Origin of the sequence: Sinorhizobium psoraleae, assembly GCF_013283645.1 — a bacterium.
Classification (GTDB): Bacteria; Pseudomonadota; Alphaproteobacteria; order Rhizobiales; family Rhizobiaceae; genus Sinorhizobium; species Sinorhizobium psoraleae.
In genome coordinates, this window is record NZ_JABEKV010000001.1 from 554,087 (window position 1) to 580,401 (window position 26,315).

The following is a 26,315-nucleotide window of genomic DNA, read 5'->3' on the forward strand; positions in this document are numbered from 1 at the left end:
TCCTGTCAGACGCGCGGTGCTGCAAGGCTATTCGGCCGCCTGAGGTCCAAGTGCGCCGCGGCGGATCTGGTCGGCTTCGATCGATTCGAACAGGGCGCGGAAATTGCCCTCGCCGAATCCTTCATCCCCCTTGCGCTGGATGAATTCGAAAAAGATCGGTCCGATGACGGTCTTCGAGAAGATCTGCAGCAGGATCTTCGTCATGCCACCATTCACCACGCCCTCGCCATCGATCAGGATGCCGTGCTTCTTCATCCGGTCGATCGGTTCGTCATGGCCGTGGACGCGCTCGCGCGACATCTCGTAATAGGTCTCCGGCGGTCCGGGCATGAACTTGAGGCCATTTTCCGCAAGCTTGTCGGTCGCGTCGTAGATCGCCTCGGTCCCGACCGCGATATGCTGGATGCCTTCTCCCTTGTACTTCTTCAGATATTCCTCGATCTGGCTGGTGTCGTCCTTCGACTCGTTCAAGGGGATGCGGATCTTGCCGCAAGGCGAGGTGATCGCCCGGCTGACGAGGCCGGTGATACGGCCGTCAATATCGAAGAAGTGGATCTGCTTGAAGTTGAACAGTTCACGATAGAAGGCCCACCACTTGTCCATGTTGCCGCGATAGACGTTGTGGGTCAGGTGGTCGAGATAATAGAAACCAACGCCCGCGGGCTTGGGATCGCGCTCACCCAGCCATTCGAACTCGGCGTCGTAGGCCGAGCCCTTGGCGCCGTATGTTTCGACGAAGTAGAGGAGCGAACCGCCAATGCCGACGATTGCCGGAACATCGAGGCATTTGTCGTTTCCGGTATAGGGCTCGGCGCCCTTGGAGACGGCATGCTCGAATGCATGCTTTGCATCGACCACCCGCCAGGCCATCGACGGAGCACAAGGGCCGTGTTTGTCGACGAAGCGCATGGCATGAGAGCCCGGCTCGGCGTTGACGATGTAATTGATATCGCCCTGCCGCCAGACAGTGATGTCCTTCGTCCTGTGCTTGGCGACCGCCGCATATCCCATCCGGGTGAAGAGCTCTTTCAGCTTCCCCGGCTCGGGATGCGCGAATTCGACGAACTCGAAGCCGTCCGTTCCGGCCGGGTTATCCGCGCTGATTTCTGGGGGTGGTGCGTCGTGTGGAAACGGGCCCATCGGAAGCCTCCTCTTCATTCTTCCAAACTTTGCTGGAGTATGGCGCAGATCCGATGCATGATGCTTGTATTCTTGCGTGTTTTTGGCGATTCAACGCATGAATTGTGCGGCAGAGCAGGCGAGGGCGCATGAATGGAGCAGCTTGACGGTTTCGATCTCAAGATCCTCAGTGAATTGCAGCGCGACGGGCATCTGACCAATAATGAGTTGTCCGAACGGATCGCGCTTTCGCCGTCCCAATGTTCGCGGCGGCGTTCGCGATTGGAGGCGGAGGGCTATATCACCGGCTATCAGGCGCAGATCGACCGGCAGAAGCTGGGGCTCGATCTGATGGTGGTGATCTCGGTGACGCTTGCCACGCATAATCGCGACAACGCCAAGCGCTTCGGCAAGCTCGTCTCCGGCTTGCCCGAAGTTCTGGAGGCCTACGCGCTGACAGGGGAAATGGACTATCACTTGCGCGTCGTGACTCCCGATCTGGCCGGACTTTCGCGCTTCGTCAACGACGTGCTCCTGCCGCATGACAGCGTCCAGCATGTGAAAACGTCGATCGTGCTCGAGACGCTGAAGAGTTTCGAGGGGCTGCCGATTCCGGAGCGTATGAAGGGCTAGATCTTGCTTGGGCGAGCGTATCCCGCCGAGCGCACAATTGCCCGCTCCACGGCGCGCAGCCCCTTCGAAAGCGCCTTCATGTTGTCGGCTCCAAGGGTCGTACTCAGTTCGGCCTGATAGGCGCGCGCAAGTTCCGTCAATTCGCCGTAGGCCGAAAGGCCGGCCGGCGTGAGCGCCAGATGCTCGAGACGGCGGTCGCGGCCGTCTTCCTCCCGCTTCAGCCAGCGGCGCTGCTCAAGACCGAAAACGGCACGGCTCACTTTCGTCTTGTGCATGGAGGAATGCACACCGATCTCGGTCGCCGTCATGCTGCGTCCGGAACTGCCGAGCGCGGCGAGCGTGCGCCATTCGGGCCGGGTCAGCTGGTATCGCGCCTTGTACTGCGCGGCAAAGCGCAGCGCGATGAACTCCGCCGCGCGGTTGAGTCGATAGGGCAGGAAGGATTCCAGCTCGAACTCGGGCAGCGCCATGATCGGCCGTCCTTGATAGTTACAAAATAGATAGTTACGATTGTAACTAATATGTGTGGCGTCCGCTTTCAAGCTAAATTGCTGAGAGCGCGGCGCTCCGGAGGCAAATGGAGGTGCGCGTCATGTTGGAGAAGGCAAAGAAGCAGTCGGGCGCAACGTCGCTGGACGAGCAGGAGCTGAACTACATGCCCGGCTTCGGCAACGATTTCGAGACCGAAGGCTTGCCGGGCGCTCTGCCCCAGGGGCAGAACAGTCCGCAGAAATGCGAATATGGTCTCTACGCCGAGCAGCTTTCCGGTTCTCCGTTCACCGCGCCGCGCGGCACCAACGAGCGCTCCTGGCTCTATCGCATTCGCCCGAGCGTCAGGCACACCGGACGTTTCAAGAAGATCGACTATCCGCATTGGAAGACGGCGCCGCACATTGCCGAGCATTCGCTGGCGCTCGGGCAATTGCGCTGGAGCCCGCTTCCGGCACCTTCGGAAAAGCTGAACTTCCTGGAAGGCATCCGCACCATGACGACCGCCGGCGATGTCCTGACGCAGACGGGGATGGCAGCCCACACCTATGCCTTCAACGCCGATATGGTCGACGATTACTTCTTCAATGCCGATGGCGAACTGCTGATCGTGCCGGAGAAGGGTGCGATCCGCGTCTTCACCGAACTCGGCAAGATGGACGTGGAACCTTCGGAAATCTGCTTGGTACCGCGCGGGACGATGTTCAAGGTCACTCGGCTCAGCGAGGAGAAGGTCTGGCGTGGCTATATCTGCGAAAACTACGGCGCGAAGTTCACGCTGCCGGATCGCGGGCCGATCGGCGCCAATTGCCTTGCCAACCCGCGTGATTTCAAGACGCCGGTTGCAGCCTACGAAGACAAGGAAATGCCCTGCCATGTCCATGTAAAATGGTGTGGTTCCTTCCATGTCACCGAAATCGGCCATTCGCCGCTTGACGTCATTGCCTGGCACGGCAACTACGCGCCCTATAAATACGACCTGAAGACCTTCTCTCCGGTCGGTGCGATCCTGTTTGACCATCCCGATCCGTCGATCTTCACCGTGCTGACCGCGCCTTCGGGCGAGGCGGGCACGGCCAATGTCGATTTCGTCATCTTCCCGCCGCGGTGGTTGGTTGCCGAACATACCTTCCGTCCGCCCTGGTATCACCGCAACATCATGAGCGAGTTCATGGGGCTGATCCTTGGCCGCTATGACGCCAAGGAGGAAGGCTTCGTCCCGGGCGGCATGAGCCTGCACAACATGATGCTGGCGCATGGACCTGACGCCAGCGGTTTCGAGAAGGCGTCGAACGGAGAGTTGAAGCCGGTAAAGCTCGACAACACCATGGCCTTCATGTTCGAGACCCGTTTCCCGCAGCAATTGACGAAGTTCGCCGCCGAGCTGGAGACGCTGCAGGAAGACTATATCGATTGCTGGGCCGGCCTTGAGCGGAAATTCGACGGAACGCCGGGAATCAAGTGACTTCCATCTGTAATCCGTGACATGCTCTCCAAATCCGCGCCGTCCGGCGCGGATCAAACAGAACACACCGGGAAACACCAGCCTATGAAACTCGCGACGCTGAAAGATTCCACCCGCGACGGCAAGCTCGTCGTGGTCTCGAAAGACCTGACCCGTTGTTCCGAGGTGGGCCATATCGCCCGCACGCTTCAGGCCGCGCTCGACGACTGGGCGCATGCGGGGCCGCGGCTCGCGCGCGTCGCCGAAGGCATCGAGACCGGGTCCCAGCCGACAATGCGTTTCCACGAGCATGATGCCGCATCGCCGCTTCCGCGCGCCTTTCAGTGGGCGGACGGCTCCGCCTATGTCAATCATGTCGAGCTTGTCAGGAAGGCGCGCAACGCCGAGATGCCGGCGAGCTTCTGGACCGATCCGCTGATCTACCAAGGCGGCTCCGACGGCTTTCTCGGGCCGCGCGATCCGATCGTGATGGCGGACGAGACCTGGGGCATCGACATGGAGGGCGAAGTTGCCGTTATCGTCGATGACGTGCCGATGGGCGCAAGCCTCGACGAGGCGCGCGAGGCGATCCGCCTCGTCATGCTGGTCAATGACGTTTCTCTGCGCGGCCTCATCCCGGGCGAACTCGCCAAGGGTTTCGGCTTCTATCAGTCGAAGCCGTCATCGGCTTTCTCGCCGGTCGCGGTGACGCCCGACGAACTCGGCGATGCCTGGGATGGCGGCAAATTGCACCTGCCGCTGCATGTGGATCTCAACGGCAAGCCCTTCGGCCGCGCCAATGCCGGCATCGACATGACTTTCGACTTCCCGCAATTGATCGCGCATGCGGCCCGCACCCGCTCGCTTTCGGCGGGCACGATCATCGGTTCCGGCACCGTCTCCAACAAGCTCGACGGCGGGCCGGGCAAGCCCGTCGCGGAAGGCGGGGCCGGCTATTCCTGCATCGCGGAGATCCGCATGATCGAGACGATCGACAGCGGCGCGCCGAAGACGCACTTCCTCAAATTCGGCGATGTGGTCCGGATCGAGATGAAGGATCGCACCGGTCATTCGATCTTCGGCGCCATCGAGCAGACGGTCGAAAAATCCGATCGGGCCTGACGAGACAAGGAAAACGGCCGGGAGGCAAACGTGGCGAACGAAACCGTTCTTTACGACTACTGGCGCTCGTCGGCGAGCTATCGTGTGAGGATCGCACTCAACCAGCTCAGTGAGACCTATGCCTCCGTTCCGGTCGATCTACTCGCTGCGGCCCATCGCGGGCCGGAACATCTCGCCCGCAATCCGCAGGGGCTGGTGCCGGTGCTCGATATCGATGGCGAACGCTTTACCCAGTCGCTGGCGATCATCGAGTACCTGGCGGAGACGAGAGAGGGCAGCGGTTTCCTGCCGGCCGATGCGGTCGGCAGGCAGCGGGTGCGTGCGCTTTCCTATGCCATCGCCATGGATATCCATCCTGTCTGCAATCTCGGGGTAATTGCCTATGTCATGGCCAATGCCGGGGACGGCGAGGCCGCACGCCAAGCGTGGATGAAGAAGTTCATCGGTGAAGGCCTTGCTGCGGTGGAGCGTATGCTGGATCACCCCTCGACCGGAGAGTTCTGCCATGGCGACCGACCGACCATGGCGGATTTCTGCCTTGTACCGCAGGTCTACAACGCACGGCGCTGGGGCGTCGATCTTTCCGCCTGCCCGAGGATCGTCGCCATCGACGCTCGCTGCGCTCAGATCGAGGCCTTTGTCAGCGCGCATCCCGATCGGGCAAAATCCTAGCCTGCGTCCCCAAGTCTCCATGGCGGAGCTCTCCGCGCTCGTCGTGACCTGTTCCGTCCAGCCGATGTCGCGAATGGATCGGCGGGGCTGAGATCGCCACGCTAGTTTTCGCGTGACTGCCCGTATAAGGGGGCGCCGGAAACACCTCAAGAACGAGAGACCCATCGATGAAAAGCTATGTGCTGACCGTCACCTGCAAATCCACCCGCGGCATCGTCGCTGCCATCACCGGCTATCTTGCGGAAAAAGGCTGTTACATCAGCGATAGCTCGCAATTCGATGATCTCCAGACGGGTCTTTTCTTCATGCGCCTCACCTTTATCAGTCAGGAAGGCGCGAAGCTGGAGGAACTGCGCGAAGGCTTTGCGCCGGTTATCAAGCGTTTTGAGATGACGATGGAGATCCGCGATTCCGAGGAGCGCATGAAGGTGCTGTTGATGGTGTCGCGCTTCGGCCATTGCCTGAACGACCTGCTCTACCGCTGGAAGATCGGCGCGCTGCCGATCGACATCGTCGGCGTCGTCTCCAACCACTTCGACTACCAGAAGGTGGTCGTCAACCACGACATTCCCTTCCACCACATCAAGGTGACCAAGGAGAACAAGCCGCAAGCCGAAGCGCGGCTGATGGAAATCGTCGAGCAGAGCGAAGCCGAGCTTGTGGTGCTCGCCCGCTACATGCAGGTCCTATCCGATCAGCTCTGCAAGAAGATGTCGGGACGGATCATCAACATCCACCATTCCTTCCTGCCGAGCTTCAAAGGGGCGAACCCCTACAAGCAGGCCTATGAGCGCGGCGTGAAGCTGATCGGCGCAACGGCGCATTACGTCACCGCCGATCTCGACGAGGGTCCGATCATCGAACAGGACATCGCCCGCATCACCCATGCCCAGAGCGCCGAAGATTATGTCTCGATCGGCCGCGATGTCGAAAGCCAGGTGCTGGCCCGGGCCGTGCACGCCCACATCCACCACCGCTGCTTCATCAACGGCAACCGCGTCGTCGTCTTCCCGCCAAGCCCGGGAAGCTATGCGTCGGAGCGGATGGGCTGACGTAACCAGCGACTGCCGCTGTTGCTTCGCCGTTTTCCGCGGCTATAGTCGCTCTCAGATTACGCTGACGCGCACGCGTGGGGCTGAGGGCGCTTGCCCCTCACCCTGGCCCTCTCCCCGCTGGCGGGGAGAAGGTCGCGGCAGCGGGATGAGGGGCGGAAACGTCGCTCTCCATTTGGGAGGACGAAGATGAGCAATCGCGATCCAGTGGTTATAGTGTCGGCGGCGCGTACGCCGATGGGTGCCTTTCAGGGAGGATTGAAGGACCTGACGGCACCGGAACTCGGCGCCATCGCCTTGAAGACGGCTCTCGAACGCGCCGCTCTCGACTCGGTCGACGAGGTGCTGATGGGCAATGTCTTGCCGGCCGGCATCGGCCAGAATCCCGCTCGCCAGGCGGCGATTGGCGCTGGCCTCGGAAAGGAAACGCCCTCGACCACTGTCTCGAAGGTCTGCGGCTCCGGCATGAAGGCGCTGATGCTCGGCCACGATGCGCTTCTCTCCGGCAGTGCGTCGGTGATCGCCGCCGGCGGCATGGAGTCGATGACCAACGCCCCCTATCTGCTGCCCAAGGCCCGTGGTGGTTTCCGGCTCGGCCACGGCGAGGTCAAGGACCACATGTTCCTCGACGGGCTGGAGGACGCCTATTCCGGTCGGTTGATGGGCACCTATGCCGAGGATACGGCTCAGCACTATCAATTCTCGCGCGCCGATCAGGACGCCTTCGCCCTGCGCTCTCTGGAACGAGCGCTGAAAGCGGCGGAGGACAAGTCCTTTGCCGATGAGATCGTGGCGATCACCGATGGTGGCAAGCGCGGGAGTGCGAACCTGGAGCGCGACGAACAGCCGACGAAGGCCGATCCCGCGAAGATACCGAAGCTGAAACCCGCCTTTCGCGACGGCGGCAGCGTCACGGCTGCCAATTCCTCCTCCATCTCCGACGGCGGCGCCGCCCTGATCCTGATGCGCGCCAGCGAAGCGGAGAAGCGTGGGCTGACACCGCTTGCGATCGTCGCCGGCCATGCGGGCCACGCCCAGGAGCCCGCCTGGTTTACCACAGCACCGATCAGCGCCATCGAGAAGCTCATGGACAAGCTGAATTGGGAGAAAGGCAGCGTCGGCCTCTACGAGATCAATGAGGCCTTTGCCGTTGTCGCCATGGCGGCGATCCGCGACCTCGGCCTCTCCGACGACATCGTCAACATCCATGGCGGCGCCTGTGCTCTCGGCCACCCGATCGGCGCCTCCGGCGCTCGCATCGTCGTGACGTTGCTCCATGCGATGCGCGCGAATGGGGTCAAGCGCGGCATCGCCTCGCTCTGCATCGGCGGCGGCGAGGCGACGGCGGTCGGGCTGGAACTGTTGCAGTAGCAAGTTTCTGAGCTTCTTTGCCCCTCACCCCAACCCTCTCTCCGCTCGCGGGGAGAGGGGACAGTCGTGATCTGATTTGTCGCTCTACATGCAAATTGGAGCCTGACCCGCGGACGGCTTTGGGCGGCCGGGGTTTAGGGAGAAGCGGCGATGGGATTGAATGGGGCGCGGCTTGCTCCTTCTCCCCGCCTGCGGGGAGAAGGTCGCGGCAGCGGGTTGAGGGGCAATCTCGCCCGCCTCAAATATGCAGCGCGTGGCCCAATCCCTTGAAAGCCGCTTCCTGAAAGGCCTCCGACTGGGTCGGGTGAGCGTGGATCGTGCCGGCAATGTCTTCCAGACGAGCGCCCATCTCGATCGACAGCGCGAAGGTCGCCGAGAGTTCCGAAACGCCGTGGCCGACCGCATGGATGCCGAGCACGAGGTGATTGTCGGCGCGTGCGACGATGCGGACGAAGCCGTCTTCGGAAAGCGTCGTCATGGCACGGCCGTTCGCCTGGAACGGGAACTGGCCGATCTTGATTTCGATGCCGGTCGCGCGTGCCTCATCCGGTGAAAGGCCGGCGCTGACGATCTCCGGATCGGTGAAGCAGACGGCCGGGATGCAATGTTTGTCCCAGCTCCGCTTACGCCCGGCAACGATCTCGGCGACCATCTCGCCCTGCGCCATGGCGCGATGCGCGAGCATCGGCTCGCCGGTGACGTCGCCGATGGCGTAGATGCCGCGCATCGAGGTGCGGCACTGGTCGTCGATGCGGATGAATTTTCCGGCGCGATCGATGTCGATCTCCTCGATCCCCCAACCCTCCGTCACGGGTCTGCGCCCGACCGTCACGAGGACCTTTTCGGCAGGTACCTCGAAGGGGCGCCCGTTTTCTTCCGCAAGCAGGCCGCGGCCGTCCGCCGAGAGCCGCTTGGCGGCGGTGCGCGTGAAGACGTCGACGCCGAGTTCGGCGAGGCGCTTCATCACCGGCTTTGAAAGATCTGCGTCGTATTGCGGCAGGATGCGGTCCATGGCTTCAAGCACGGTCACCTTCGAGCCCAGTTTGGCGAAGGCGGTGCCGAGTTCCAGGCCGATATAGCCGCCCCCGATGACGGCGAGCGTCTGCGGAACAGTCTTCAGCGCCAGCGCTCCGGTCGAGGAGATGACCTTGTCGCCGAAGGGCAGGTCGGGAAGTTCGACCGGCGCCGAGCCGGTGGCGATGACAACCGCCTCGGCACGAATGCGCTGCAGGCCGGTCTCGGTCTCGACGTCGACGGTCTTGCCGTCGACGAAGCGCGCCTCGCCGACCACGGCCTTGACCCCTGCCTTCTTCAACAGGCCCGTGACCCCGCTATTCAGCCGTCCAACGATGCCGTCCTTCCAGGCGACCGTCTGCGCCAGGTCGATCGCCGGCGCGCTCAGCGAAAGGCCGAGGGGATTCTTGCCCGACGCCGCCGCGCGGAGTTTGTGGAATTCGTCGGCCGCGTGGATCAGCGCCTTCGAGGGAATGCAGCCGACATTCAGGCAGGTGCCGCCGGCCTTTGCTTTTTCGACGATGACCGTGTCGACGCCGAGTTGGCCCGCGCGGATGGCGCAGATATAGCCGCCGGGACCGGCGCCAAGCACCAGAAGTTTGCAGGAAATTTCCTTCATGACCGCATCACCCTTCAACGAAAATCAGCGCCGGCGTTTCGAGCAGCGTCTTCAACCGCTGGACGAAGGTCGCGGCATCCCAGCCATCGATGACGCGGTGATCGAAGCTTGACGAAAGATTCATGATCTTGCGCGGCACGAATTGCGTCCCGTCCCAGACCGGACGGACTGCGATCTTGTTGACCCCGACAATCGCGACCTCCGGATGGTTGATGACCGGCGTCGAGGCGATACCGCCGAGTGCTCCGAGCGAACTGACGGTGATGGTTGAGCCGGTCAACTCGTCGCGGGTTGCGGTTCCCGTGCGGGCGGCATCCGCCAGCCTGTTCAACTCGGCGGCGCAATCCCAGATTCCGCGTGCTTCGGCGTGGCGGACGACCGGAACAGTCAGGCCGGCGGGGGTCTGGGTGGCGATGCCGATATGCACGGCCGCATGCCGATGAATGATTCCCGCGCCGTCATCGAAGGTCGCGTTGACGCCCGGCTGGTCGGCGATCGTCTTTACCAGCGCCCGCATCAGAAAGGGCAGGACCGTCAGTTTCAGCTGATCGGGTTTGCGGTCGCGGTTCATTGTCGCGCGCAAGTCCTCGAGCGCGGTCATGTCCACTTCCTCCACATAGGTGATGTGGGGAATGCGAGAGGTGGAGAGCGTCATCTTTTCGGCGATGCGGCGTCTCAGGCCAGTGACCTTGATTTCCTCCACCGCGGTCTTGCGGACGAGACCGGTTGTCGCCGGCGCCGGCTGAGCACCGCGGCTCAGGAAAAGATCGAGGTCCTCGTGGGTGATCCGGCCCGCCGGCCCGGTGCCGGTTACCTGCCTGAGGTCCACGCCGCTGTCCTTCGCGCGCAGCCGGACGGCCGGCGAGGCGAGCGGCTTTTTGGAAACGTCCAACGCCTCGCGCGGCGCCGGTGCCGGCTTTGGCTCGGTCCTCTCAGGCTTCGGCGGTGCTTTCGCCGCCGGCGGGGCAGAGACGGCGACGGGCTCGTCCAGCACGGCTTCGGCAAGTGCCTCCGGAACGCTGTCCGGGGGTGCTTCGCCCTCTTCGCCAGCGGTTTCGATTCTGACGAGCGGGGCCTTGACCGCGACCGTGTCGCCGATTTCAGCGCCAAGCCACAAAACCTTGCCGGTGACCGGCGAGGGAATCTCGACGGTCGCCTTGTCGGTCATGACGGCGGCGAGCACCATGTCCTCGCGTACGGGATCGCCGGGCTTCACGTGCCATTCGACAAGTTCGGCCTCGGCGACGCCTTCGCCGACATCCGGCATCTTGATGATAAATTCGCCCATCGTCAGGCCTCCATCACTTCGGTGAGCGCGCGGCCGACGCGCGCGGGGCCGGGGAAATAGTCCCATTCCTGAGCGTGCGGGTAAGGTGTGTCCCAGCCGGTGACCCGTACGACAGGGGCTTCCAGATGATAGAAGCAATGCTCCTGAACGAGGGACACGAGCTCGCCGCCGAAGCCCGATGTGAGCGTCGCCTCGTGCACCACGACGCAGCGCCCGGTCTTCGTCACTGACTGTACGATCGTATCGAGGTCGAGCGGCAACAGGCTGCGCAAGTCGATCACCTCCGCATCGATTCCGGTTTCCTCCGCGGCGGCGAGTGCGACATGCACCATGGTTCCATAGGCGATCACGGTCACGGCCGAGCCCGTCCGGCGGATTTCGGCCTTGCCGATCGGGATCGTATAATGCCCTTCCGGCACGTCGCCGAGTTCATGCTTCGACCACGGCGTCACCGGACGTTCATGGTGACCGTCGAACGGGCCATTGTAGAGCCGTTTCGGCTCCAGGAACATCACCGGATCGGGATCCTCGATCGCCGAAATCAGGAGCCCCTTGGCGTCGTAAGGGTTCGACGGCACGATGACCTTCAGACCGCAGACATGGGTGAAAAGCGCTTCCGGGCTCTGGCTGTGTGTCTGGCCACCGAAGATGCCGCCACCGGTCGGCATGCGCAGAACGATCGGGCAGGTGAAATCGCCGTTCGAGCGGTAGCGAATGCGCGCCGCCTCCTGGGTAATCTGGTCGTAGGCCGGATACATGTAGTCGGCGAACTGGATCTCCACGCAGGGCTTCAGCCCATAGGCCGCCATGCCGATGGCTGTGCCGACGATGCCGGATTCGCTGATCGGCGCGTCGAAACAGCGGGTCTTTCCGTACTTCGCCTGAAGCCCTTGCGTGCAGCGGAAAACGCCGCCGAAATAGCCGACGTCCTCGCCGAAGACGACGACGTTCTCGTCGCGCGCCATCGACACGTCCATGGCGCTGCGCACCGCTTCGATCATTGTCATTCTGGCCATGTCAGTATCCTGCCTTCTGCCGCTGGCGACGGATGTGCGGCGGCATCTCGGCGTAAACACCCTCGAAGATATCGCGTACGGAAGGCTTGCCGCCGGCATGCAGCGTGCCGTGGCCTTCCGCCTGTTTCTGCGCCTGGATCACCTCGTCCATGACTTCGGCTTCCGCCTGGGCGTGGCGCTCTTCCGACCACGCACCGCGGACAATCAGGTGCTTTTTCAGTCGCAGAACCGGATCGCCGAGAGGCCAGGCTTCCGACTCCGTCTTCGGGCGATAGGCGCTCGGGTCGTCGGATGTCGAGTGCGCGCCGACGCGGTAGGTCACGTATTCGATCAGTGTCGGCCCGAGATTGCGCCGCGCCCGCTCCGCCGCCCAGCGCGCCACCGCATAGACAGCGAGATAGTCGTTGCCATCGACGCGCAGCGCCGGGATGCCGAAGCCGAGCCCGCGGGCCGCAAAAGTACCCGAACCGCCGCGGGCGATGCCTTGGAAGGTCGAGATCGCCCACTGGTTATTGACGATGTTGAGGATGACCGGCGCCCGGTAAGTGGACGCGAACACGAGAGCGGAGTGGAAGTCCGACTCCGCCGTCGAGCCATCGCCGATCCAGCCGGCGGCGATGCGCGTGTCGTTCTTGATCGCCGAGGCCATGGCCCAGCCGACCGCCTGGACATATTGGGTCGCGAGATTGCCGGAAATCGTGAAAAAGCCGTGCTCCTTGGAAGTGTACATCACCGGCAACTGCCGGCCATGGCACGGATCGCTCTCGTTCGAGAAGATCTGGTTCATCATCTCGACCATCGGGTAGTCGTCGGCGATGAGAAGCCCCGCCTGGCGATAGGTGGGGAAATTCATGTCGCCCTTGCGAAGGGCTCTGCGGAAGGCGCAGCTTACGGCTTCCTCGCCGAGATGCTGCATGTAGAAGGATGTCTTGCCCTGACGCTGCGCCATCAGCATGCGCGCATCGAAGGCGCGTAGCATCATCATGTGCCTGAGACCGGTGAGCAGTTCCTCATCGGATAGCAGCCCCGCCCAAGGCCCGACGGCTTCGCCTTCGCGGTTGAGCACGCGGATGATGGAATAGGCAAGGTCCCGGATCTCTTCCGGCGCGACGTCCACCTCGGGACGAGGCACGGAGCCGGCCTTCGGAATTTTCACGTTGGAGAAATCGGGTTGATCGCCCGGCCGAACGGCCGGTTCGGGGACATGCAAACTCAAATGGTCGAGATCGCTCATGCGGGTTCCGGCCTCCCATCCGGATTGCGCATTGCGCGCAAAATCAATGATCGAGAGAACAGTATTGCCGGGCTCACGGCACGATACGGCGACGATCTCGCGCCATCGGGTACTCCTCCGCCCGACGCTGCCACGTGCCGTCGTGATCCCCGTTCTCCCGAGGGGATATGCTGACAGACTGCCATGAGTTCAGGGGGAGATGAAGGGCTTTCGCGGTCTCGGCCGTCGGCCGCTTGAAGAAAGACAGAATCCTGCCATTGCGTCTCGGATGCCGGACGGGAAACAGGCAGCGGCGGCCATTGCGGGAAATTTTCTTGCGCGGCCGGTTCGAGGATGTGGGTTCGAATCGAGCTGTCAGACCGGTGGCGCGATCTCGATCGGCGTGCCATCGGAAAAGCGCGACAGCCGGAAATTCGCGGGATCGACGATCGGCCGAGCTCCCGTGACGAGGTCGGCGACGAGGTGACCGGCGCCGGGGCCGATACCGAAGCCGTGGCCGGAAAAGCCGGTGGCTATGATCAGGCCGGGGACATTTTCAGCATGGGAAATGACCGGCACGGCATCGGGCGTAACATCGATCAGGCCGCCCCAGATCTGCAGCGGCGCCGTCTGCCGGAGTGCCGGGAAGACCTTTCTCGCCTCCTCGAACGCCCTTAACGCGGAGCGCGAATCGGGTCGGGGGTCGAGGATCCGGTGCCGTTCGAAGGCGCCCGGGCGGTCGAGCGGCACGGGTGCGATCTCGAAGAGCTCGCGCCAGCTCTGCGCGCTCAGTCCAACCTGCACGGCTTCGCCCTCGGCCTTTCGCGCGGGCTGAAAATCACGAAAGAAAGTGAAACTGTCCGGGGCGATTGGGTGCAGGTTGGCGCTGCCGTCGGCGATCGTATAGCCGCCATCGAGGCGCTTTCGATAGGCATAGGTCGCCGTCGCGGCGGCGCCCTCGGGTCCGCCGTCGACCGCTGCGGTTCTCAGCACGGTGTTGCGCACCTTCAGCTGCGGTAGCCGGATTCCGAGGCCCTTGCAGAAGAGCCGCGACCAGGCGCCGCCGGCAAGGACGACTGTCGTGGTTTCGATGCGACCCTTTTCCGTGATGACGGCGCTGATCCGGCCAGCACTTCTCTCGACTCCGCGTACAGCACAGCCGGTAACGATGTGCGCCCCGGCGCGTCGCGCCCCTGCTGCGAGTGCCGGCACCGCCTTCTGCGGCTCGGCCCGGCCGTCGCTAGGGGTAAAGAGCGCGCCTTTGTAGCGGGTTGTGGCTCCCGACATCCTGGACTGCGTTTCGTCCGCGCCGATCTGGCGGCTGTCGACGCCATATTGCCTTGCATGCGTCAGCCAGGCGTCGCGGTTGGCGATATCCTGTTCGTTTTCCGAAATATACAGGATGCCGCTGCGGCGAAATCCGGTTTCGCCGCCGACGCGCGCATCGAGCGTGTCCCAGATTTTCAGTGCCGCCATGGCAAGCGGGATCTCGCGGCGGTCGCGGCCCATGACGCGCACCCATCCCCAATTGCGGCTCGACTGTTCGCCGCCGAGCGCACCTTTCTCGCAGAGCACGACTTGAATGCCGCGCTCGGCAAGGAAAAGCGCCGTGCTGACGCCGATGATGCCACCGCCGATGATGACGACGTCGGCTTTCGGGGGCAGCGAATTGTCGGTGATGACGGGGTCGAGAACGGGACCGGGCATGAATGTCTCTTGATATGCGTGGCTTTCTGCTATCGCTGCATCCTTCGTCGGCCCCGATCAAGCCCAGGCGAGCGATTAGCTGACCAAGATGCACAATTCGCACGTGATCCAGGCGCTTCTATCTGTCTTTTTCCGATAAAAATACACTTCGATTGCTTGACAGATCGGCGGGCTCCGATGTCTCTTGGCGAGCAGGACGCGGAACCCAGGGTCCGCGGGTGCAACACGGATGGGGAAGGAAACATGGGCGGGCTTCTGGCGGGAAAGCGGGCGGTGATCACGGCGGCGGCGCAAGGCATAGGCCGCGCGGCAGCCGAGGCTTTCAGCCGCGAGGGCGCCTCTGTCATTGCGACCGACGTCAATGAGGAAAAACTCCGCGAACTTGCGGCGCAGGGCATCGAGATCGCGAAGCTCGACGTGCTCAGCGAAGAGGCGGTCGCCGCGTTTGCAGTGCGCACCGGCGCCATCGACGTTCTCTTCAACTGCGCCGGATTCGTCCACTCCGGCTCGATCCTCGAGGCGAGCGAAAAGGACTACGACTTCGCCTTCGACCTCAACGTGAAATCCATGTTCCGGATGATCCGCGCCTTCCTTCCCGGCATGATCGAAAAAGGCGGCGGCTCGATCATCAATATGTCGTCGGTGGCGGGCGTTCCGATGGGCGTGCCGAACCGCTTCGTCTATTCGGCGAGCAAGGCGGCGGTCGTCGGCCTTACCAAGTCGGTCGCGACCGATTTCATCAGCAAGGGCATCCGCTGCAACGCCATCGCACCGGGTACGGTCCAATCCCCCTCACTTGAGGAGCGGATGAAGGCTCAGGGCAACTACGAGCAGGCGCGCGCCGCCTTCATCGCGCGCCAGCCGATGGGGCGTCTTGGGACTCCCGCCGAGATCGCAGCGCTCGCCGTCTATCTCGGCAGCGATATTTCTGCCTATACGACCGGCCAGGTGCATGTGATCGACGGCGGCATGAGTCTCTGACACCGCGCAATACGGCCGGACTTCCAGAACTTTGGCCGAGACTCTATGCTCGCCGCATGCGTGACGAAGACAGCAAACTCCGCCCGGTCCTGCGTATCGACTTTCCGCCCGGCGAGCGCCTTGGACGCGGCAAGATCATGCTCCTGGAGCTCATCCGCGAAACCGGTTCGATTTCCGCCGCAGGGCGTGCGATGGACATGTCCTACCGGCGCGCCTGGCTGCTCGTCGATGCCTTGAACCGGATGTTCAAGGAGCCTTCGGTGGAATCGCAGCGCGGCGGCAAGCAAGGGGGCGGTGCCGCTGTCACGGCTTTCGGCGAAATGCTGATCCAGCGCTTCCGGGCGATGGAGGCAAAGGCTTGCGCGGCAATCGAGGATGACCTCGACTGGCTCGAGGCCGTTCGCGATCCCAATGCTGTTTCTGTGACGGAAACGGTTTCGGACAAGTGAGGCAAGACGCGAGCGAAAGCCGGGCCTCATCCGCCCTCAGTGATCGAGCGCCACGGTCTTGATGATCGCGTGAACGGGTTTCCCAGGTGCGAGCTGGAGCGCGTCGCGTGACAGAGCGGTGATGCGGGCGAGAATAACGTTGCCGCCGCACTGCACGCGAACGTCGATGCTGCCCTTTTCATCGGGCGAGAGATCGATGACCGTTCCCTCGAACACGTTGAGCGCGCTTATGCCTTCGGGACGCACGGTGGCCAGCATGACGTCGCGCGCCGCGATATGCAGGCGCACGCTGTGGCCCGGCGGAACGAAGAGCTGCGGCACGCGCACGAGACATTGTCCCGCCCGGACGACCGTCAGATTGTGTGTGCTGTCGTGGCTCTCGACCACGCCCTCGAGCAGCGCGCCGGCCTCACGCCAATCCATCGCATGCGCTGCGGCCGGTTGGCTGAGGACGGCGGCCGCAGCGCCCGATGCCTTGACCCGACCGTTCTCGATCACGATGACGCGCTCAGCCAACCGGGCGACTTCCGCGACCGAATGGCTGACATAGACGATCGGAATTCTCGTTTCATCACGAAGCCGCTCCAGATAAGGCAGGATCTCCGCCTTTCGTGCCTCGTCGAGCGCGGCGAGCGGTTCGTCCATCAGTAGCAGGCGGGGAGAGGCGAGCAGCGCACGGCCGACGGCGACGCGCTGGCGTTCGCCGCCGGAAAGCGTCGAGGGACGACGGTCGAGCAGGTGGCCGATGCCGAGCATTTCGACGACCCGCCCGAACTGCGAGGCGGACTTTTCCGCGCCGGCGAACCAGCGTCCGTAGGCGAGATTCTTGCGGACGCTCATGTGCGGGAAAAGCCGCGCTTCCTGGAAGACATAACCGAAGCGGCGCCGGTGGATCGGCGTGAATATCCGCCGTCCGCTATCTGCAATCACGTCTCCGTCGAGGACGATCCGGCCGCTATCGGGGCGGAGAAGTCCGGCGATGATATTGATCAGCGAGGTCTTGCCCGAGCCCGAGCGGCCGAAGAGCGCCGTGACGCTGCCGTCGGAGGTGAACGCGGCGTCGATCGTAAAGGCACCGACCCGGTGGCGGGCTTCGACCTCAAGGCTCATGCCGTCACCGAGCGCTTTGCCGCGAATGCCGCGAAAATCTCCGACAGCATCAGTGCCGCCATGGAAATGACGACCGAGACGACAGCGAGGCGCATCGCTCCGGCATCGCCGCCTGGAACCTGAGTGAAAGTGTAGATCGCGGAGGAAAGCGTCTGCGTCTCGCCCGGAATATTGGAGACGAAGGTGATCGTCGCCCCGAACTCGCCCATCGCCTTGGCGAAGGAGAGGATCATGCCGGCGATGATGCCGGGAAGGATCAGCGGCAATGTCACAGTCAGGAACACCCATGCCGGTCCGGCGCCGAGCGTGGCGGCGGCGTCCTCGAGCTTGCGGTCGACTGCGTCGATCGACAGCCGGATACTGCGCACCATCAGCGGAAAGCCCATGACCGCACAGGCAAGTGCGGCACCCGTCCAGCGGAAGGAGAAGACGATGCCGAAATTCTCGGCGAGGAAGGCGCCGATCGGTCCGCGGCGGCCGAAGAGAAGCAACAGCACGAAGCCGGTGACAACCGGCGGCAGCACCAGCGGCATATGTACGAGGCCGTTGAGGACCGACTTGCCCCAGAAGCGCCCACGCGCAAGGACCATGGCGGCCAGCAATGCCAGCGGCAGGCTGCTTAACATCGCGACCGTGGCGACGCGCAGGCTAAGCCGGACTGCCGTCCACTCCGCGTCGCTCAATGCCATCCAGTCCAAGCGTCAAATCTCCCGTCAAAGTCCTGCGCCACGACACCCTCATGACCTGCGCAAATCTATCGAGATTTCACGCGAGGGTGCTTGCGTGAGTTGCTTCGCGCTTATTTCCGCACCGTGAAACCCTCGGCCTCGAAGAGCGCCGCAGCCTTGGCCGACGTGACGAATGCAAGATAGGCGGCTGCGTCGGTGTTCTTGCTGTCGGCCGTAATGGCTATCGGATAGATGATGGGAGGATGACTGTCCTCCGGGAACGTGCCAACCACCTTGACACCGGGATCGGCGGCCGCGTCCGTCCGGTACACAATGCCATAGGGGGCCTCGCCGCGAGATACCAGGAGAAGAGCGGCGCGCACGCTTTCCGCCCCCGCCACCTTCTGTGCGACTGCCGGCCAGACCCCGAGTTCTTCCAGTGCCGCCTTGCCGTATCTGCCGGCGGGAACCGAGTCGACCGCACCCATCGCCAGGCGGTAGTTTTCGAGGAGACCGGCGAGATCGAAACCGGGCTTGATATCGACCGTTTGCGCATCGGGCTTTGCGGAAACAAGGACGAGGCGGTTGCCGACGAGGTTGGCGCGGGTGTCCGCCTTGATCAGCTTCTTGTCGGCAAGATAGTCCATCCAGGCGAGGTCGGCCGAAATGAAAACATCCGCCGGCGCGCCCTGTTCGATCTGTTTTGCAAGCGCCGAGCTTGCGGCATAGGAAGCGGTTGCCTGCCTGCCGCTTTCCTTCTGCCATTCGGCGTTGACCGCATCGAGCGCGTTCTTCAGGCTCGCCGCTGCGAAGACGGTTATCCTTTCTGCCGCTTGCGCAGGGTCAGGTGTCGCGCCTGTCAAGGCGACGCACAAGGTCAGCGCGAGTCCCTTGAGCCAGATTCTTCGTCCTCTCCGCATGCGTGCCTCCGTCCGGTCGCGATATTTGAGGATATAACGGATCTATTCTCCTGGTTAGCGTTATATCTGCAGAAATACAATGCTCCTCGGGAGTTCCGATCAGAACGGTGAATCGAAAAATGAAATCCCGCAGGACCGCTTGCGGCGCCCGCTCAACTGCTTAAATTTCCGGTCGAAGCGAAACGAGGCTCGACAACATATGGAACCGACCATCCGGATCGAGGACAGCTGGAAGGCCGCGTTGGCCCCGGAATTCTCAAGCGCCTATATGGGCGACCTCAAGCGGTTCCTGCTGGGGGAAAAGGACGGCGGCCGACAGATCTTCCCGAGAGGCAGCGAATATTTTCGCGCGCTCGATCTTACGCCGCTCGACAAGGTCCGCGTCGTTATCCTCGGGCAGGATCCCTATCATGGCGACGGGCAGGCGCACGGGCTTTGTTTCAGCGTGCGGCCCGGCGTGCGCACGCCGCCGTCGCTCGTCAACATTTACAAGGAACTCAAGGACGATCTCGGCATTCCGCCCGCTCGCCACGGCTTCCTGGAGAGCTGGGCGCGGCAGGGCGTGCTGCTTTTGAACAGCGTGCTCACGGTCGAACGGGGACGAGCGGCTTCGCACCAGGGGCGGGGCTGGGAGCGTTTCACTGACGCGGTCATTCGGGCGGTCAACGAGCAACGGCAGCCCGTCGTCTTCATGCTGTGGGGCTCCTACGCGCAAAGGAAGGCGGCCTTCGTCGATCAGTCGCGACACCTGGTGCTGAAGGCGCCGCACCCTTCGCCGCTTTCGGCCCATTCGGGCTTTCTCGGTTGCCGGCATTTTTCGAAGGCCAATGCTTTCCTCGTTTCGAGGGGCTTCGATCCGATAGATTGGCGATTACCGGAAAACCCTGAGGTTGCCGACGGCCGCTGAGTTTAGTTGCTGGCGTCTGGCGCTGCGTCGCCCCCGCCTGTCGCTGACAAACCTTGCGTCGCCGCCTGCGATCGGCGAAAGACTGCACATAAGGCGCAGCGCGAGAAGCAGGCGGAAGATTATGCGGCATATCTTGATCATCGGCATCGGCGCGGGCAATCCCGAACACGTGACCATTCAGGCAATCAACGCCCTCAACAAGGCTGACGTGCTCTTCATTCCGACCAAGGGGGCGAAGAAGACCGAACTTGCCGAGGTCCGTCGCGACATTTGTGCGCGTTATGTGACGCGGAGCGACAGCCGTACCGTCGAGTTCGCGGTACCGGTGCGCCAGACCGAGGGGCGGAGCTATAGCGGCAGCGTCGACGACTGGCACGGCAGCATCGCCGCAACGTATGAGGAACTGCTGCTTGGCGAACTTGCTGAAGACCAGACCGGCGCCTTCCTGGTCTGGGGCGACCCGATGCTTTACGACAGCACGATCCGCATCGTGGAACGCGTCAGGGCGCGGGGACATGTGGCTATCGACTTCGATGTCGTTCCCGGCATCACCAGCCTGCAGGCACTCTGCGCCAGCCACCGCATCCCGCTCAATCTCGTCGGCAAGCCTGTCGAGATCACTACCGGAAGGCGGCTTGCCGAAAGCTTCCCGGATAAAAGCGAAACTGCCGTCGTCATGCTCGACGGGGAGCAAGCATTCCACAAGATCGAAGACCCGGATGCCGCAATCTATTGGGGCGCCTATCTTGGCACGCCGGATGAGATCGTCATCTCCGGACCTCTTGCCGAAGTGAAGGACGAGATCCTCAAGGCGCGCGCCGAGGCGCGCGAGCGCATCGGCTGGATCATGGACATCTATCTCCTGCGCAAGGGCGCCGATTTCGACGAATAGCAGGCGTGCGTGCCGCGGGATTGGGGACCATCACCTCCCCTTTGATCTCTCTCAAGGCGCTTGGCTGTGATATAGCGTCCATCGAAAGGGGGACCATTGCCCTATTGCCGGGAGAATTGACCAACGCGATGACAAGCTGTGCCATGCCCAGATCCGACGGGACCGCTCCCGACGCCGCCATGCGGCGGGGCGCCTGTCCGTCGCTCGCGAAACCGATGCAGACCGGTGATGGATTGCTGGTGCGCCTACGCCCGGCGACCGGCAGCATGACGCTTGGGGAGTTGCGGGCACTTGCCGCGGCGGCCGAGCGCTTCGGTAACGGAATTCTGGAAGTGACCGCGCGGGGCAATCTGCAGGTCCGAGGCCTGACCGCCGTCACCGTCGCCGGCCTCGCGTCGGCAATCGGCGAGGCAGGCATTGCGATTGCCGAAGGCGTCGCGATCGAAACGCCAGCGCTTGCCGGGGTCGATGCGGATGAGGTCGTGGATCCACGTCCGCTTGCTCGGGCGTTGCGCGAAGCGATCGCCGCGCTCGATCCGCCTTTCACGCTCGCGCCGAAGCTCTCGATCATCATCGACGGCGGCGGCCGCGCTCACCTCGACGACATCGTTGCCGACTTGCGTCTCAAGGCAGTGAAAGCGGATGACGGCGTAGCCTGGCTGCTTTCCCTCGGTGGGACCGCTCGCACGGCGCGGTCCGTCGCGCTGCTCGATACGCGCGAAACGATTCCCAGCCTCTTGGCCGTTCTCGGCAGGCTCGCCGCAATCGGCGACAGCGCGCGCGGCCGTGATCTCGACGCGGAGGCGATAAGAAACGAGTTGGCGGGCGAAGAGCGCCGGCCGGCGAGGCCGACCCTGGAGACGGAGCCGGCCACGCCGGTTGCCGGCATGCACGTGGTGGCCGATGGCGTAACAGTGCTTGGCGTCGGTTTCGCCTACGCCCAAGCGGATGCGGCCAGCCTGACGGCGTTCCTGCGTAAAGCCGAGGAATTGGGTGCGACGGAGATCCGGCCCGCACCGGGCCATGGCCTATTCGTGCTCGGACTCGACCGCGAGGCGGCCGCGACGGCACAGCGGCTCGCGTCTTCTCTTGGTCTCCGCATTGCCCCGGATGATCCGCGCAATCATATTGCCACCTGCGCCGGTACGGGAGCCTGCGCCTCGGCGCTGATGGAGACGAAGGTCGTGGCACGGCTGATGGTCGAGGCGGCGCCCGAGTTGCTCGACGGTTCGATGACCGTTCATCTCTCCGGCTGTCCCAAGGGATGCGCGCGACCGTCATCGTCGGAGCTGACGCTTGTTGGTGCGCCATCAGGATATGCGCTTGTCGTAAATGGTACTGCTTCCGTCGCGCCGAGCGCCTACACGGATGCGAATGGTATAAAAACCGCGCTAGCGCATCTCGGTGCGCTGGTCAGGGAAAACAAAGACGCTGGCGAATCGGCGCGGTCCTGTCTTACACGGCTCGGGGTCGCGCGCATCGCCGCAGCGTTTGAACAGGGATAGAAATGCCGGACTACGATTATATCCGCGATGGCAACGCCATCTATGAGCGTTCCTTTGCGATCATCCGGGCGGAGGCCGATCTTTCCGGCTTTTCCGAAGAGGAGGCCGATCTCGCCGTACGCATGGTGCATGCCTGCGGCTCCGTCGAGGCCGCGCGCCAATTCGTCTTCTCGCCGGATTTCGTTTCTGCCGCGCGGACCGCATTGAAAAACGGCGCGCCGATTTTCTGCGACGCGGAAATGGTGGCGCATGGGGTGACGCGGGCGCGGCTGCCGGCAGGCAACGATGTCATCTGCACCCTTCGCGATCCGCGCACCGGGACGCTTGCGACCGAGATCGGCAATACGCGCTCGGCGGCCGCATTGAAGCTTTGGGGCGAACGGATGGCCGGTTCCGTCGTCGCCATCGGCAACGCACCGACGGCGCTCTTTTACCTGCTGGAAATGTTGCGCGACGGTGCGCCGAAGCCGGCGGCGATCCTCGGCATGCCTGTCGGCTTCGTCGGTGCGGCGGAATCGAAGGATGCGCTCGCCGAGAATTCCTATGGCGTTCCATTCGCGATCGTACGCGGCCGTCTCGGCGGCAGCGCGATGACCGCCGCGGCGCTCAACTCTCTCGCGAGGCCGGGCCTGTGAGCGCGGTCGAGATGGGCAGATTGATCGGTGTCGGCACCGGCCCCGGCGATCCCGAACTTCTGACGGTGAAGGCAGTGCGGGCGCTCGGCGAAGCCGACGTGGTCGCCTTTTTCGCCAAGGCAGGACGCAACGGCAATGGCCGCGCGGTGGTAGAGGGCCTGCTGAAGCCGGATCTTATCGAGTTGCCGCTCTACTATCCGGTGACGATCGAGATCGACAAAGACGACCGCGCCTACAAGAGCCAGATCACTGATTTCTACAATGCCTCCGCAGACGCCGTCGCGGTGCATCTTGAGGCCGGGCGGACAGTCGCGGTGCTCAGCGAAGGCGACCCGCTCTTCTACGGGTCGTACATGCATCTGCACGTGCGGCTCGCCGGCCGTTTCCCGGTCGAGGTCATTCCGGGCATCACCGCCATGTCCGGTTGCTGGTCGGCCGCGGGGCTGCCGCTGGTGCAGGGCGACGACGTTCTTTCCGTGCTGCCCGGCACGATGGGCGAGGGCGAGCTTCAGCGCCGCCTTGCCGATACCGAAGCCGCTGTCATCATGAAGGTCGGCCGCAACCTGCCAAAAATCCGCCGGGCGCTTGCCGCCGCAGGCCGGCTCGGCGGGGCCATCTATGTCGAGCGCGGCACCATGAAGAACGCCGCGATGATTCCGCTCGGCGAGAAGCCGGACGACGAGGCTCCTTATTTTTCGCTGGTGCTCGTCCCCGGTTGGAAGGATAGGCCCCGGGAGGACAGGCGATGACCGGCAGGCTTTTCATCGTCGGCACGGGTCCCGGCAATCCGGCGCAGATGACGCCCGAGACACGGGACGCGATTTCCGCCGCGACCGAGTTCTTCGGCTACGGTCCCTATCTCGACCGTTTGAACCTCAGGGCCGATCAGCGCCGCATCGCCTCCGACAATCGCGAGGAGCTGGACCGGGCCCAGGCGGCGCTTGCCCGCGCTGCGGCGGGAGCGGATGTCTGCGTCGTTTCGGGTGGCGATCCGGGCATCTTCGCGATGGCGGCCGCCGTCTGCGAGGCGATCGACAAGGGACCGGAGGAATGGCGGCAGATCGATCTGGTGATCACGCCGGGCGTGACCGCGATGCTTGCGGTCGCCGCCCGCATCGGTGCGCCGCTCGGCCATGACTTCTGTGCCATGTCACTGTCCGACAACCTGAAGCCCTGGGAGGTGATCACGAAAAGGCTGCGGCTTGCCGCCGAGGCCGGGCTGGTGATCGCCCTCTATAACCCGATCAGCAAGGCAAGGCCGTGGCAGCTTGGCGAAGCCTTCGGCGTTCTTCGGACCGTTCTGCCTCCTCACGTCCCGGTCATCTTCGGCCGGGCGGCTGGTCGGCCGGACGAGCGCATCACAGTGATGCCGCTCGGCGAAGCCGATGCCAATCGCGCCGATATGGCGACCTGCGTGATCATCGGTTCGCCGGAAACGCGGATCGTCCCCCGTGACGGCAAGCCGGATCTCGTCTACACGCCGCGGTCCTATTCCGGGGAAAGCCATTGATGAATGCGTTCGAGCGCCTCATCGCAATTGCCGACCGACGGAACGTCGGCGGGCTTGCGGCGCTCGATCATGATCACCTCGATACCGAGTTTGCGCGCCGCGGCGATCTTGCCGTAGGTGGCGCGGCCGCCGCTGTTCTTGGCGACCACGACCTCAATACCATGCTCCTGGAACAGGTCGATCTCGTCTGCTTCCGCAAAGGGGCCGCTGGCGAGAATCGCGGTGACGTCGGGCAGTGCGAGCGGTGGCGTCACCGGATCGACGCTGCGGACGACGTACTTGTGATGCGGGGCCTTCTCGAAGTGGAACGCCTCCTGCCGGCCGATCGCCAAGAAGATGCGGCGCGGGGCGTCACCGAGCGCGGACACGGCCTCGGCCACGCTTTCAACGCGCGTCCAGCGATCTCCGCGTTTACGCTCCCAGGCGGGACGACGAAGCGCGAGGAGCGGCGTTCCGGTGGTTTCCGACGCCGTAGCAGCATTGTGAGAAATGCGGGCGGCGAAGGGATGCGTCGCATCGATCAGCAGGGCGATTATCTCTGCCTTCAGGAAGGCGGCAAGTCCTTCCGCGCCGCCGAAGCCGCCGATGCGGGTCGGCAGAGGCTGCGGGCGCGGGTCTGCGGTGCGGCCCGCGAGCGAGATGGCCGCATCGTAGCGAGGATCGGCTGCAAGGCGCTCGCCGAGCTGCCTCGCCTCGGTCGTGCCGCCAAGGATCAGAATGCGAGGTCTGCCAATGGCTGACGTATCGAACAGCGCTTCGGTCATTGTCGCTCCCTGGTTGGTGATCATCGGGCTCGGTGAGGATGGTGTAGCGGGTCTCGGCGAAGAGGCCAAGCGGCTGATTGCGGCTGCGCCGGTCGTTTTCGGCGGCGCCCGCCATATCGAGCTCGCAGGCGCCCTGATAACGGGCGAGCGCCACATCTGGCAGAGCCCCTTCGAAAAATCCGTCGAAGCGATCGTTGCGCGACGGGGCAGCCCGGTCGTCGTGCTCGCCTCCGGCGACCCGTTCCTCTTTGGCGTCGGCGTGACGCTCGCGCGACGGATCGATGCCGCGGAAATGCGAACCATTCCCGCACCGTCGTCCTTCAGCCTTGCGGCGTCACGGCTCGGTTGGGCTTTGCAGGACGCGGCAACCGTTTCGCTGCACGGAAGGCCGCTCGACCTCATCCGGCCGCATCTGCAGCCGGGCGCACGTGTTCTGGTGCTGACATCCGACGAGGACGGTCCGAAGGCGCTTGCCGCACTCCTTTGCGACGGCGGGTTCGGTCAGTCGCGGCTTACCGTTCTGGAGGCGCTGGGCGGAGAACGCGAACGTATCTCGCGGCACATCGCATCGTGCTTTGCCCTTGAAGATGTGCATCCCTTGAACGTCTGCGCCATTGAAGTCGTTGCCGATGCGGACGCGCGGGTGTTGCCGCTCGCCGCCGGTCTCGACGATGCCCTGTTCGAACATGACGGCCAGATTACCAAGCGCGAGGTGCGCGCGCTGACACTTTCGGCGCTCGCTCCGCGCAAGGGCGAGCTGTTGTGGGATGTCGGTGCCGGTTCCGGCTCCATCGCCATCGAATGGATGCTGGCGGATCCGGCGATGCGCGCCATCGCCATCGAGGCCTCGCCCGAGCGGGCGGCACGGATCGGCCGCAATGCGGCGCGCTTTGGCGTGCCCGGGCTGACAGTGGTCGAGGGTGAGGCGCCCGGGGCTCTTCGCGAGCTCGCGTCGCCGGAGGTGATCTTCGTCGGCGGCGGCGGCAGCGAGCCCGGGGTGATGGATACCGCGATCGCCGCGCTCCACCCGGGCGGCCGGCTGGTGGCGAATGCTGTGACGACGGAGATGGAGGCCGTTCTCATCGCACACCATGCGCGGCTTGGCGGCTCGCTGATCCGCATCGATATCGCCCGGGCTTCGCCGATCGGGACGATGACCGGCTGGCGGCCGGCCATGCCGGTCACGCAATGGTCCTGGGTAAAACCATCGTGATC

The 26,315-nt window shown here is 63.7% G+C and carries 26 protein-coding genes; 15 read left to right on the forward strand and 11 right to left on the reverse strand.

All coding sequences use genetic code 11. From position 1 onward, the window contains the following. Positions 1-27 precede the first annotated feature (27 nt). Positions 28-1,140 carry a 4-hydroxyphenylpyruvate dioxygenase gene (hppD, locus tag ILFOPFJJ_RS02500; RefSeq protein WP_173508992.1) on the reverse strand — a complete coding sequence of 371 codons (1,113 nt, stop codon included), beginning with the start codon at positions 1,138-1,140 and terminating at the stop codon, positions 28-30. A 132-nt stretch (positions 1,141-1,272) separates the two neighbouring features. Here hppD and ILFOPFJJ_RS02505 point away from each other — a divergent pair, with 132 nt between their 5' ends. Continuing rightward, positions 1,273-1,752 carry an Lrp/AsnC family transcriptional regulator gene (locus tag ILFOPFJJ_RS02505; RefSeq protein ID WP_173508993.1) on the forward strand — a complete coding sequence of 160 codons (480 nt, stop codon included), beginning with the start codon at positions 1,273-1,275 and terminating at the stop codon, positions 1,750-1,752. Here ILFOPFJJ_RS02505 and ILFOPFJJ_RS02510 read toward each other — a convergent pair. Next, entirely contained in the window at positions 1,749-2,222 is a 474-nt protein-coding gene (locus ILFOPFJJ_RS02510; protein WP_173508994.1) for a MarR family winged helix-turn-helix transcriptional regulator, read from the reverse strand. The genes ILFOPFJJ_RS02505 and ILFOPFJJ_RS02510 overlap by 4 nt on opposite strands. Positions 2,223-2,344: 122 nt before the next feature. Here ILFOPFJJ_RS02510 and hmgA point away from each other — a divergent pair, with 122 nt between their 5' ends. The 5 genes from hmgA (at position 2,345) to ILFOPFJJ_RS02535 (ending at position 7,902) form a co-directional block, all read left to right on the forward strand. Further along, the gene (gene hmgA, locus ILFOPFJJ_RS02515; RefSeq protein ID WP_173508995.1) at positions 2,345-3,706 is read left to right on the forward strand and encodes a homogentisate 1,2-dioxygenase; all 1,362 of its coding nucleotides are present in this window, start codon (positions 2,345-2,347) and stop codon (positions 3,704-3,706) included. An 84-nt stretch (positions 3,707-3,790) separates the two neighbouring features. Beyond that, on the forward strand, positions 3,791-4,807 hold the full coding sequence (locus tag ILFOPFJJ_RS02520; RefSeq protein WP_173508996.1) for a fumarylacetoacetate hydrolase family protein: 1,017 nt from the start codon (positions 3,791-3,793) through the stop codon (positions 4,805-4,807). Between the two features lie 30 nt (positions 4,808-4,837). Beyond that, positions 4,838-5,479, forward strand: a complete 642-nt coding sequence (gene maiA / locus ILFOPFJJ_RS02525) for a maleylacetoacetate isomerase (RefSeq protein WP_173508997.1) — start codon at positions 4,838-4,840, stop codon at positions 5,477-5,479. Between the two features lie 167 nt (positions 5,480-5,646). After that, the gene (purU, locus tag ILFOPFJJ_RS02530) at positions 5,647-6,531 is read left to right on the forward strand and encodes a formyltetrahydrofolate deformylase (protein WP_173508998.1); all 885 of its coding nucleotides are present in this window, start codon (positions 5,647-5,649) and stop codon (positions 6,529-6,531) included. A gap of 189 nt (positions 6,532-6,720) precedes the next feature. Further along, complete coding sequence (locus ILFOPFJJ_RS02535; protein ID WP_173508999.1) at positions 6,721-7,902, forward strand: acetyl-CoA C-acyltransferase; 1,182 nt, start codon at positions 6,721-6,723, stop codon at positions 7,900-7,902. 238 nt (positions 7,903-8,140) lie between these two features. Here ILFOPFJJ_RS02535 and lpdA read toward each other — a convergent pair whose 3' ends face one another. From lpdA to ILFOPFJJ_RS02560, 5 genes are all read right to left on the reverse strand, one after another. Next, complete coding sequence (gene lpdA, locus ILFOPFJJ_RS02540) at positions 8,141-9,535, reverse strand: dihydrolipoyl dehydrogenase (RefSeq protein ID WP_173509000.1); 1,395 nt, start codon at positions 9,533-9,535, stop codon at positions 8,141-8,143. Positions 9,536-9,542: 7 nt separating this feature from the next. Next, positions 9,543-10,823: a dihydrolipoamide acetyltransferase family protein gene (locus ILFOPFJJ_RS02545; RefSeq protein ID WP_173509001.1), complete on the reverse strand. Its 1,281-nt coding sequence runs from the start codon at positions 10,821-10,823 to the stop codon at positions 9,543-9,545. A 2-nt stretch (positions 10,824-10,825) separates the two neighbouring features. Next, a complete protein-coding gene (locus ILFOPFJJ_RS02550) occupies positions 10,826-11,839 on the reverse strand; it encodes an alpha-ketoacid dehydrogenase subunit beta (protein ID WP_173509002.1) in 1,014 nt (337 codons plus the stop codon). A gap of 1 nt (position 11,840) precedes the next feature. Continuing rightward, positions 11,841-13,073 carry a 3-methyl-2-oxobutanoate dehydrogenase (2-methylpropanoyl-transferring) subunit alpha gene (locus ILFOPFJJ_RS02555; protein WP_173509003.1) on the reverse strand — a complete coding sequence of 411 codons (1,233 nt, stop codon included), beginning with the start codon at positions 13,071-13,073 and terminating at the stop codon, positions 11,841-11,843. 354 nt (positions 13,074-13,427) lie between these two features. Continuing rightward, a complete protein-coding gene (locus ILFOPFJJ_RS02560) occupies positions 13,428-14,759 on the reverse strand; it encodes an NAD(P)/FAD-dependent oxidoreductase (RefSeq protein ID WP_173509004.1) in 1,332 nt (443 codons plus the stop codon). A gap of 243 nt (positions 14,760-15,002) precedes the next feature. Here ILFOPFJJ_RS02560 and ILFOPFJJ_RS02565 point away from each other — a divergent pair, with 243 nt between their 5' ends. Both ILFOPFJJ_RS02565 and ILFOPFJJ_RS02570 read left to right on the forward strand, forming a co-directional pair. Then, positions 15,003-15,740: an SDR family oxidoreductase gene (locus ILFOPFJJ_RS02565; protein ID WP_173509005.1), complete on the forward strand. Its 738-nt coding sequence runs from the start codon at positions 15,003-15,005 to the stop codon at positions 15,738-15,740. 56 nt (positions 15,741-15,796) lie between these two features. After that, positions 15,797-16,189 carry a winged helix-turn-helix domain-containing protein gene (locus ILFOPFJJ_RS02570; protein ID WP_173509006.1) on the forward strand — a complete coding sequence of 131 codons (393 nt, stop codon included), beginning with the start codon at positions 15,797-15,799 and terminating at the stop codon, positions 16,187-16,189. A gap of 36 nt (positions 16,190-16,225) precedes the next feature. On the opposite strand, the gene modC is transcribed toward ILFOPFJJ_RS02570, so the two are convergent. The 3 genes from modC to modA form a co-directional block, all read right to left on the reverse strand. Further along, positions 16,226-17,299 carry a molybdenum ABC transporter ATP-binding protein gene (modC, locus tag ILFOPFJJ_RS02575; protein ID WP_173509007.1) on the reverse strand — a complete coding sequence of 358 codons (1,074 nt, stop codon included), beginning with the start codon at positions 17,297-17,299 and terminating at the stop codon, positions 16,226-16,228. Next, entirely contained in the window at positions 17,296-17,988 is a 693-nt protein-coding gene (modB, locus tag ILFOPFJJ_RS02580; protein ID WP_173510134.1) for a molybdate ABC transporter permease subunit, read from the reverse strand. Before modB ends, modC begins: the two co-directional genes overlap by 4 nt. A 110-nt stretch (positions 17,989-18,098) precedes the next feature. Further along, on the reverse strand, positions 18,099-18,887 hold the full coding sequence (gene modA / locus ILFOPFJJ_RS02585) for a molybdate ABC transporter substrate-binding protein (protein ID WP_173509008.1): 789 nt from the start codon (positions 18,885-18,887) through the stop codon (positions 18,099-18,101). Positions 18,888-19,086: 199 nt separating this feature from the next. Here modA and ung point away from each other — a divergent pair, with 199 nt between their 5' ends. The 6 genes from ung to ILFOPFJJ_RS02615 all read left to right on the forward strand — a co-directional run bounded on the left by ung (position 19,087) and on the right by ILFOPFJJ_RS02615 (position 24,336). Continuing rightward, positions 19,087-19,794 (forward strand): uracil-DNA glycosylase, encoded by a 708-nt coding sequence (gene ung / locus ILFOPFJJ_RS02590; protein ID WP_173509009.1) that lies wholly within the window; start codon positions 19,087-19,089, stop codon positions 19,792-19,794. 121 nt (positions 19,795-19,915) lie between these two features. Beyond that, entirely contained in the window at positions 19,916-20,686 is a 771-nt protein-coding gene (gene cobF / locus ILFOPFJJ_RS02595) for a precorrin-6A synthase (deacetylating) (RefSeq protein ID WP_173509010.1), read from the forward strand. A 128-nt stretch (positions 20,687-20,814) separates the two neighbouring features. Further along, positions 20,815-22,191, forward strand: a complete 1,377-nt coding sequence (cobG, locus tag ILFOPFJJ_RS02600; protein WP_173509011.1) for a precorrin-3B synthase — start codon at positions 20,815-20,817, stop codon at positions 22,189-22,191. A 2-nt stretch (positions 22,192-22,193) separates the two neighbouring features. Then, the gene (locus ILFOPFJJ_RS02605; protein WP_173509012.1) at positions 22,194-22,826 is read left to right on the forward strand and encodes a precorrin-8X methylmutase; all 633 of its coding nucleotides are present in this window, start codon (positions 22,194-22,196) and stop codon (positions 22,824-22,826) included. Beyond that, a complete protein-coding gene (locus ILFOPFJJ_RS02610; RefSeq protein ID WP_173509013.1) occupies positions 22,823-23,575 on the forward strand; it encodes a precorrin-2 C(20)-methyltransferase in 753 nt (250 codons plus the stop codon). The genes ILFOPFJJ_RS02605 and ILFOPFJJ_RS02610 overlap by 4 nt, the downstream gene beginning before the upstream one ends. Beyond that, entirely contained in the window at positions 23,572-24,336 is a 765-nt protein-coding gene (locus tag ILFOPFJJ_RS02615; protein WP_173509014.1) for a precorrin-3B C(17)-methyltransferase, read from the forward strand. The genes ILFOPFJJ_RS02610 and ILFOPFJJ_RS02615 overlap by 4 nt, the downstream gene beginning before the upstream one ends. On the opposite strand, the gene ILFOPFJJ_RS02620 is transcribed toward ILFOPFJJ_RS02615, so the two are convergent. Beyond that, complete coding sequence (locus ILFOPFJJ_RS02620; RefSeq protein WP_173509015.1) at positions 24,315-25,100, reverse strand: cobalt-precorrin-6A reductase; 786 nt, start codon at positions 25,098-25,100, stop codon at positions 24,315-24,317. The genes ILFOPFJJ_RS02615 and ILFOPFJJ_RS02620 overlap by 22 nt on opposite strands. Between ILFOPFJJ_RS02620 and cbiE the strand changes: the two genes are divergently transcribed. Continuing rightward, positions 25,069-26,313, forward strand: a complete 1,245-nt coding sequence (gene cbiE / locus ILFOPFJJ_RS02625) for a precorrin-6y C5,15-methyltransferase (decarboxylating) subunit CbiE (protein WP_246299450.1) — start codon at positions 25,069-25,071, stop codon at positions 26,311-26,313. The two genes, ILFOPFJJ_RS02620 and cbiE, sit on opposite strands and share 32 nt — an antisense overlap. Positions 26,314-26,315: the final 2 nt, after the last annotated feature.

Bases quoted from the DNA above. Each gene is read 5' to 3' on its own strand.
- purU (WP_173508998.1), top strand. From the start codon at position 5,647: ATGAAAAGCTATGTGCTGACCGTCACCTGCAAATCCACCCGCGGCATC.
- modB (WP_173510134.1), bottom strand. From the start codon at position 17,988: ATGGCATTGAGCGACGCGGAGTGGACGGCAGTCCGGCTTAGCCTGCGC.
- hppD (WP_173508992.1), bottom strand. From the start codon at position 1,140: ATGGGCCCGTTTCCACACGACGCACCACCCCCAGAAATCAGCGCGGAT.
- hmgA (WP_173508995.1), top strand. From the start codon at position 2,345: ATGTTGGAGAAGGCAAAGAAGCAGTCGGGCGCAACGTCGCTGGACGAG.
- ILFOPFJJ_RS02555 (WP_173509003.1), bottom strand. From the start codon at position 13,073: ATGAGCGATCTCGACCATTTGAGTTTGCATGTCCCCGAACCGGCCGTT.
- ILFOPFJJ_RS02615 (WP_173509014.1), top strand. From the start codon at position 23,572: ATGACCGGCAGGCTTTTCATCGTCGGCACGGGTCCCGGCAATCCGGCG.
- lpdA (WP_173509000.1), bottom strand. From the start codon at position 9,535: ATGAAGGAAATTTCCTGCAAACTTCTGGTGCTTGGCGCCGGTCCCGGC.
- ung (WP_173509009.1), top strand. From the start codon at position 19,087: ATGGAACCGACCATCCGGATCGAGGACAGCTGGAAGGCCGCGTTGGCC.
- ILFOPFJJ_RS02505 (WP_173508993.1), top strand. From the start codon at position 1,273: ATGGAGCAGCTTGACGGTTTCGATCTCAAGATCCTCAGTGAATTGCAG.
- ILFOPFJJ_RS02545 (WP_173509001.1), bottom strand. From the start codon at position 10,823: ATGGGCGAATTTATCATCAAGATGCCGGATGTCGGCGAAGGCGTCGCC.
- cbiE (WP_246299450.1), top strand. From the start codon at position 25,069: ATGGCTGACGTATCGAACAGCGCTTCGGTCATTGTCGCTCCCTGGTTG.
- ILFOPFJJ_RS02565 (WP_173509005.1), top strand. From the start codon at position 15,003: ATGGGCGGGCTTCTGGCGGGAAAGCGGGCGGTGATCACGGCGGCGGCG.
- ILFOPFJJ_RS02605 (WP_173509012.1), top strand. From the start codon at position 22,194: ATGCCGGACTACGATTATATCCGCGATGGCAACGCCATCTATGAGCGT.
- cobG (WP_173509011.1), top strand. From the start codon at position 20,815: ATGACAAGCTGTGCCATGCCCAGATCCGACGGGACCGCTCCCGACGCC.
- ILFOPFJJ_RS02535 (WP_173508999.1), top strand. From the start codon at position 6,721: ATGAGCAATCGCGATCCAGTGGTTATAGTGTCGGCGGCGCGTACGCCG.
- ILFOPFJJ_RS02570 (WP_173509006.1), top strand. From the start codon at position 15,797: ATGCGTGACGAAGACAGCAAACTCCGCCCGGTCCTGCGTATCGACTTT.
- ILFOPFJJ_RS02620 (WP_173509015.1), bottom strand. From the start codon at position 25,100: ATGACCGAAGCGCTGTTCGATACGTCAGCCATTGGCAGACCTCGCATT.
- ILFOPFJJ_RS02550 (WP_173509002.1), bottom strand. From the start codon at position 11,839: ATGGCCAGAATGACAATGATCGAAGCGGTGCGCAGCGCCATGGACGTG.
- ILFOPFJJ_RS02560 (WP_173509004.1), bottom strand. From the start codon at position 14,759: ATGCCCGGTCCCGTTCTCGACCCCGTCATCACCGACAATTCGCTGCCC.
- ILFOPFJJ_RS02510 (WP_173508994.1), bottom strand. From the start codon at position 2,222: ATGGCGCTGCCCGAGTTCGAGCTGGAATCCTTCCTGCCCTATCGACTC.
- modC (WP_173509007.1), bottom strand. From the start codon at position 17,299: ATGAGCCTTGAGGTCGAAGCCCGCCACCGGGTCGGTGCCTTTACGATC.
- cobF (WP_173509010.1), top strand. From the start codon at position 19,916: ATGCGGCATATCTTGATCATCGGCATCGGCGCGGGCAATCCCGAACAC.
- ILFOPFJJ_RS02520 (WP_173508996.1), top strand. From the start codon at position 3,791: ATGAAACTCGCGACGCTGAAAGATTCCACCCGCGACGGCAAGCTCGTC.
- modA (WP_173509008.1), bottom strand. From the start codon at position 18,887: ATGCGGAGAGGACGAAGAATCTGGCTCAAGGGACTCGCGCTGACCTTG.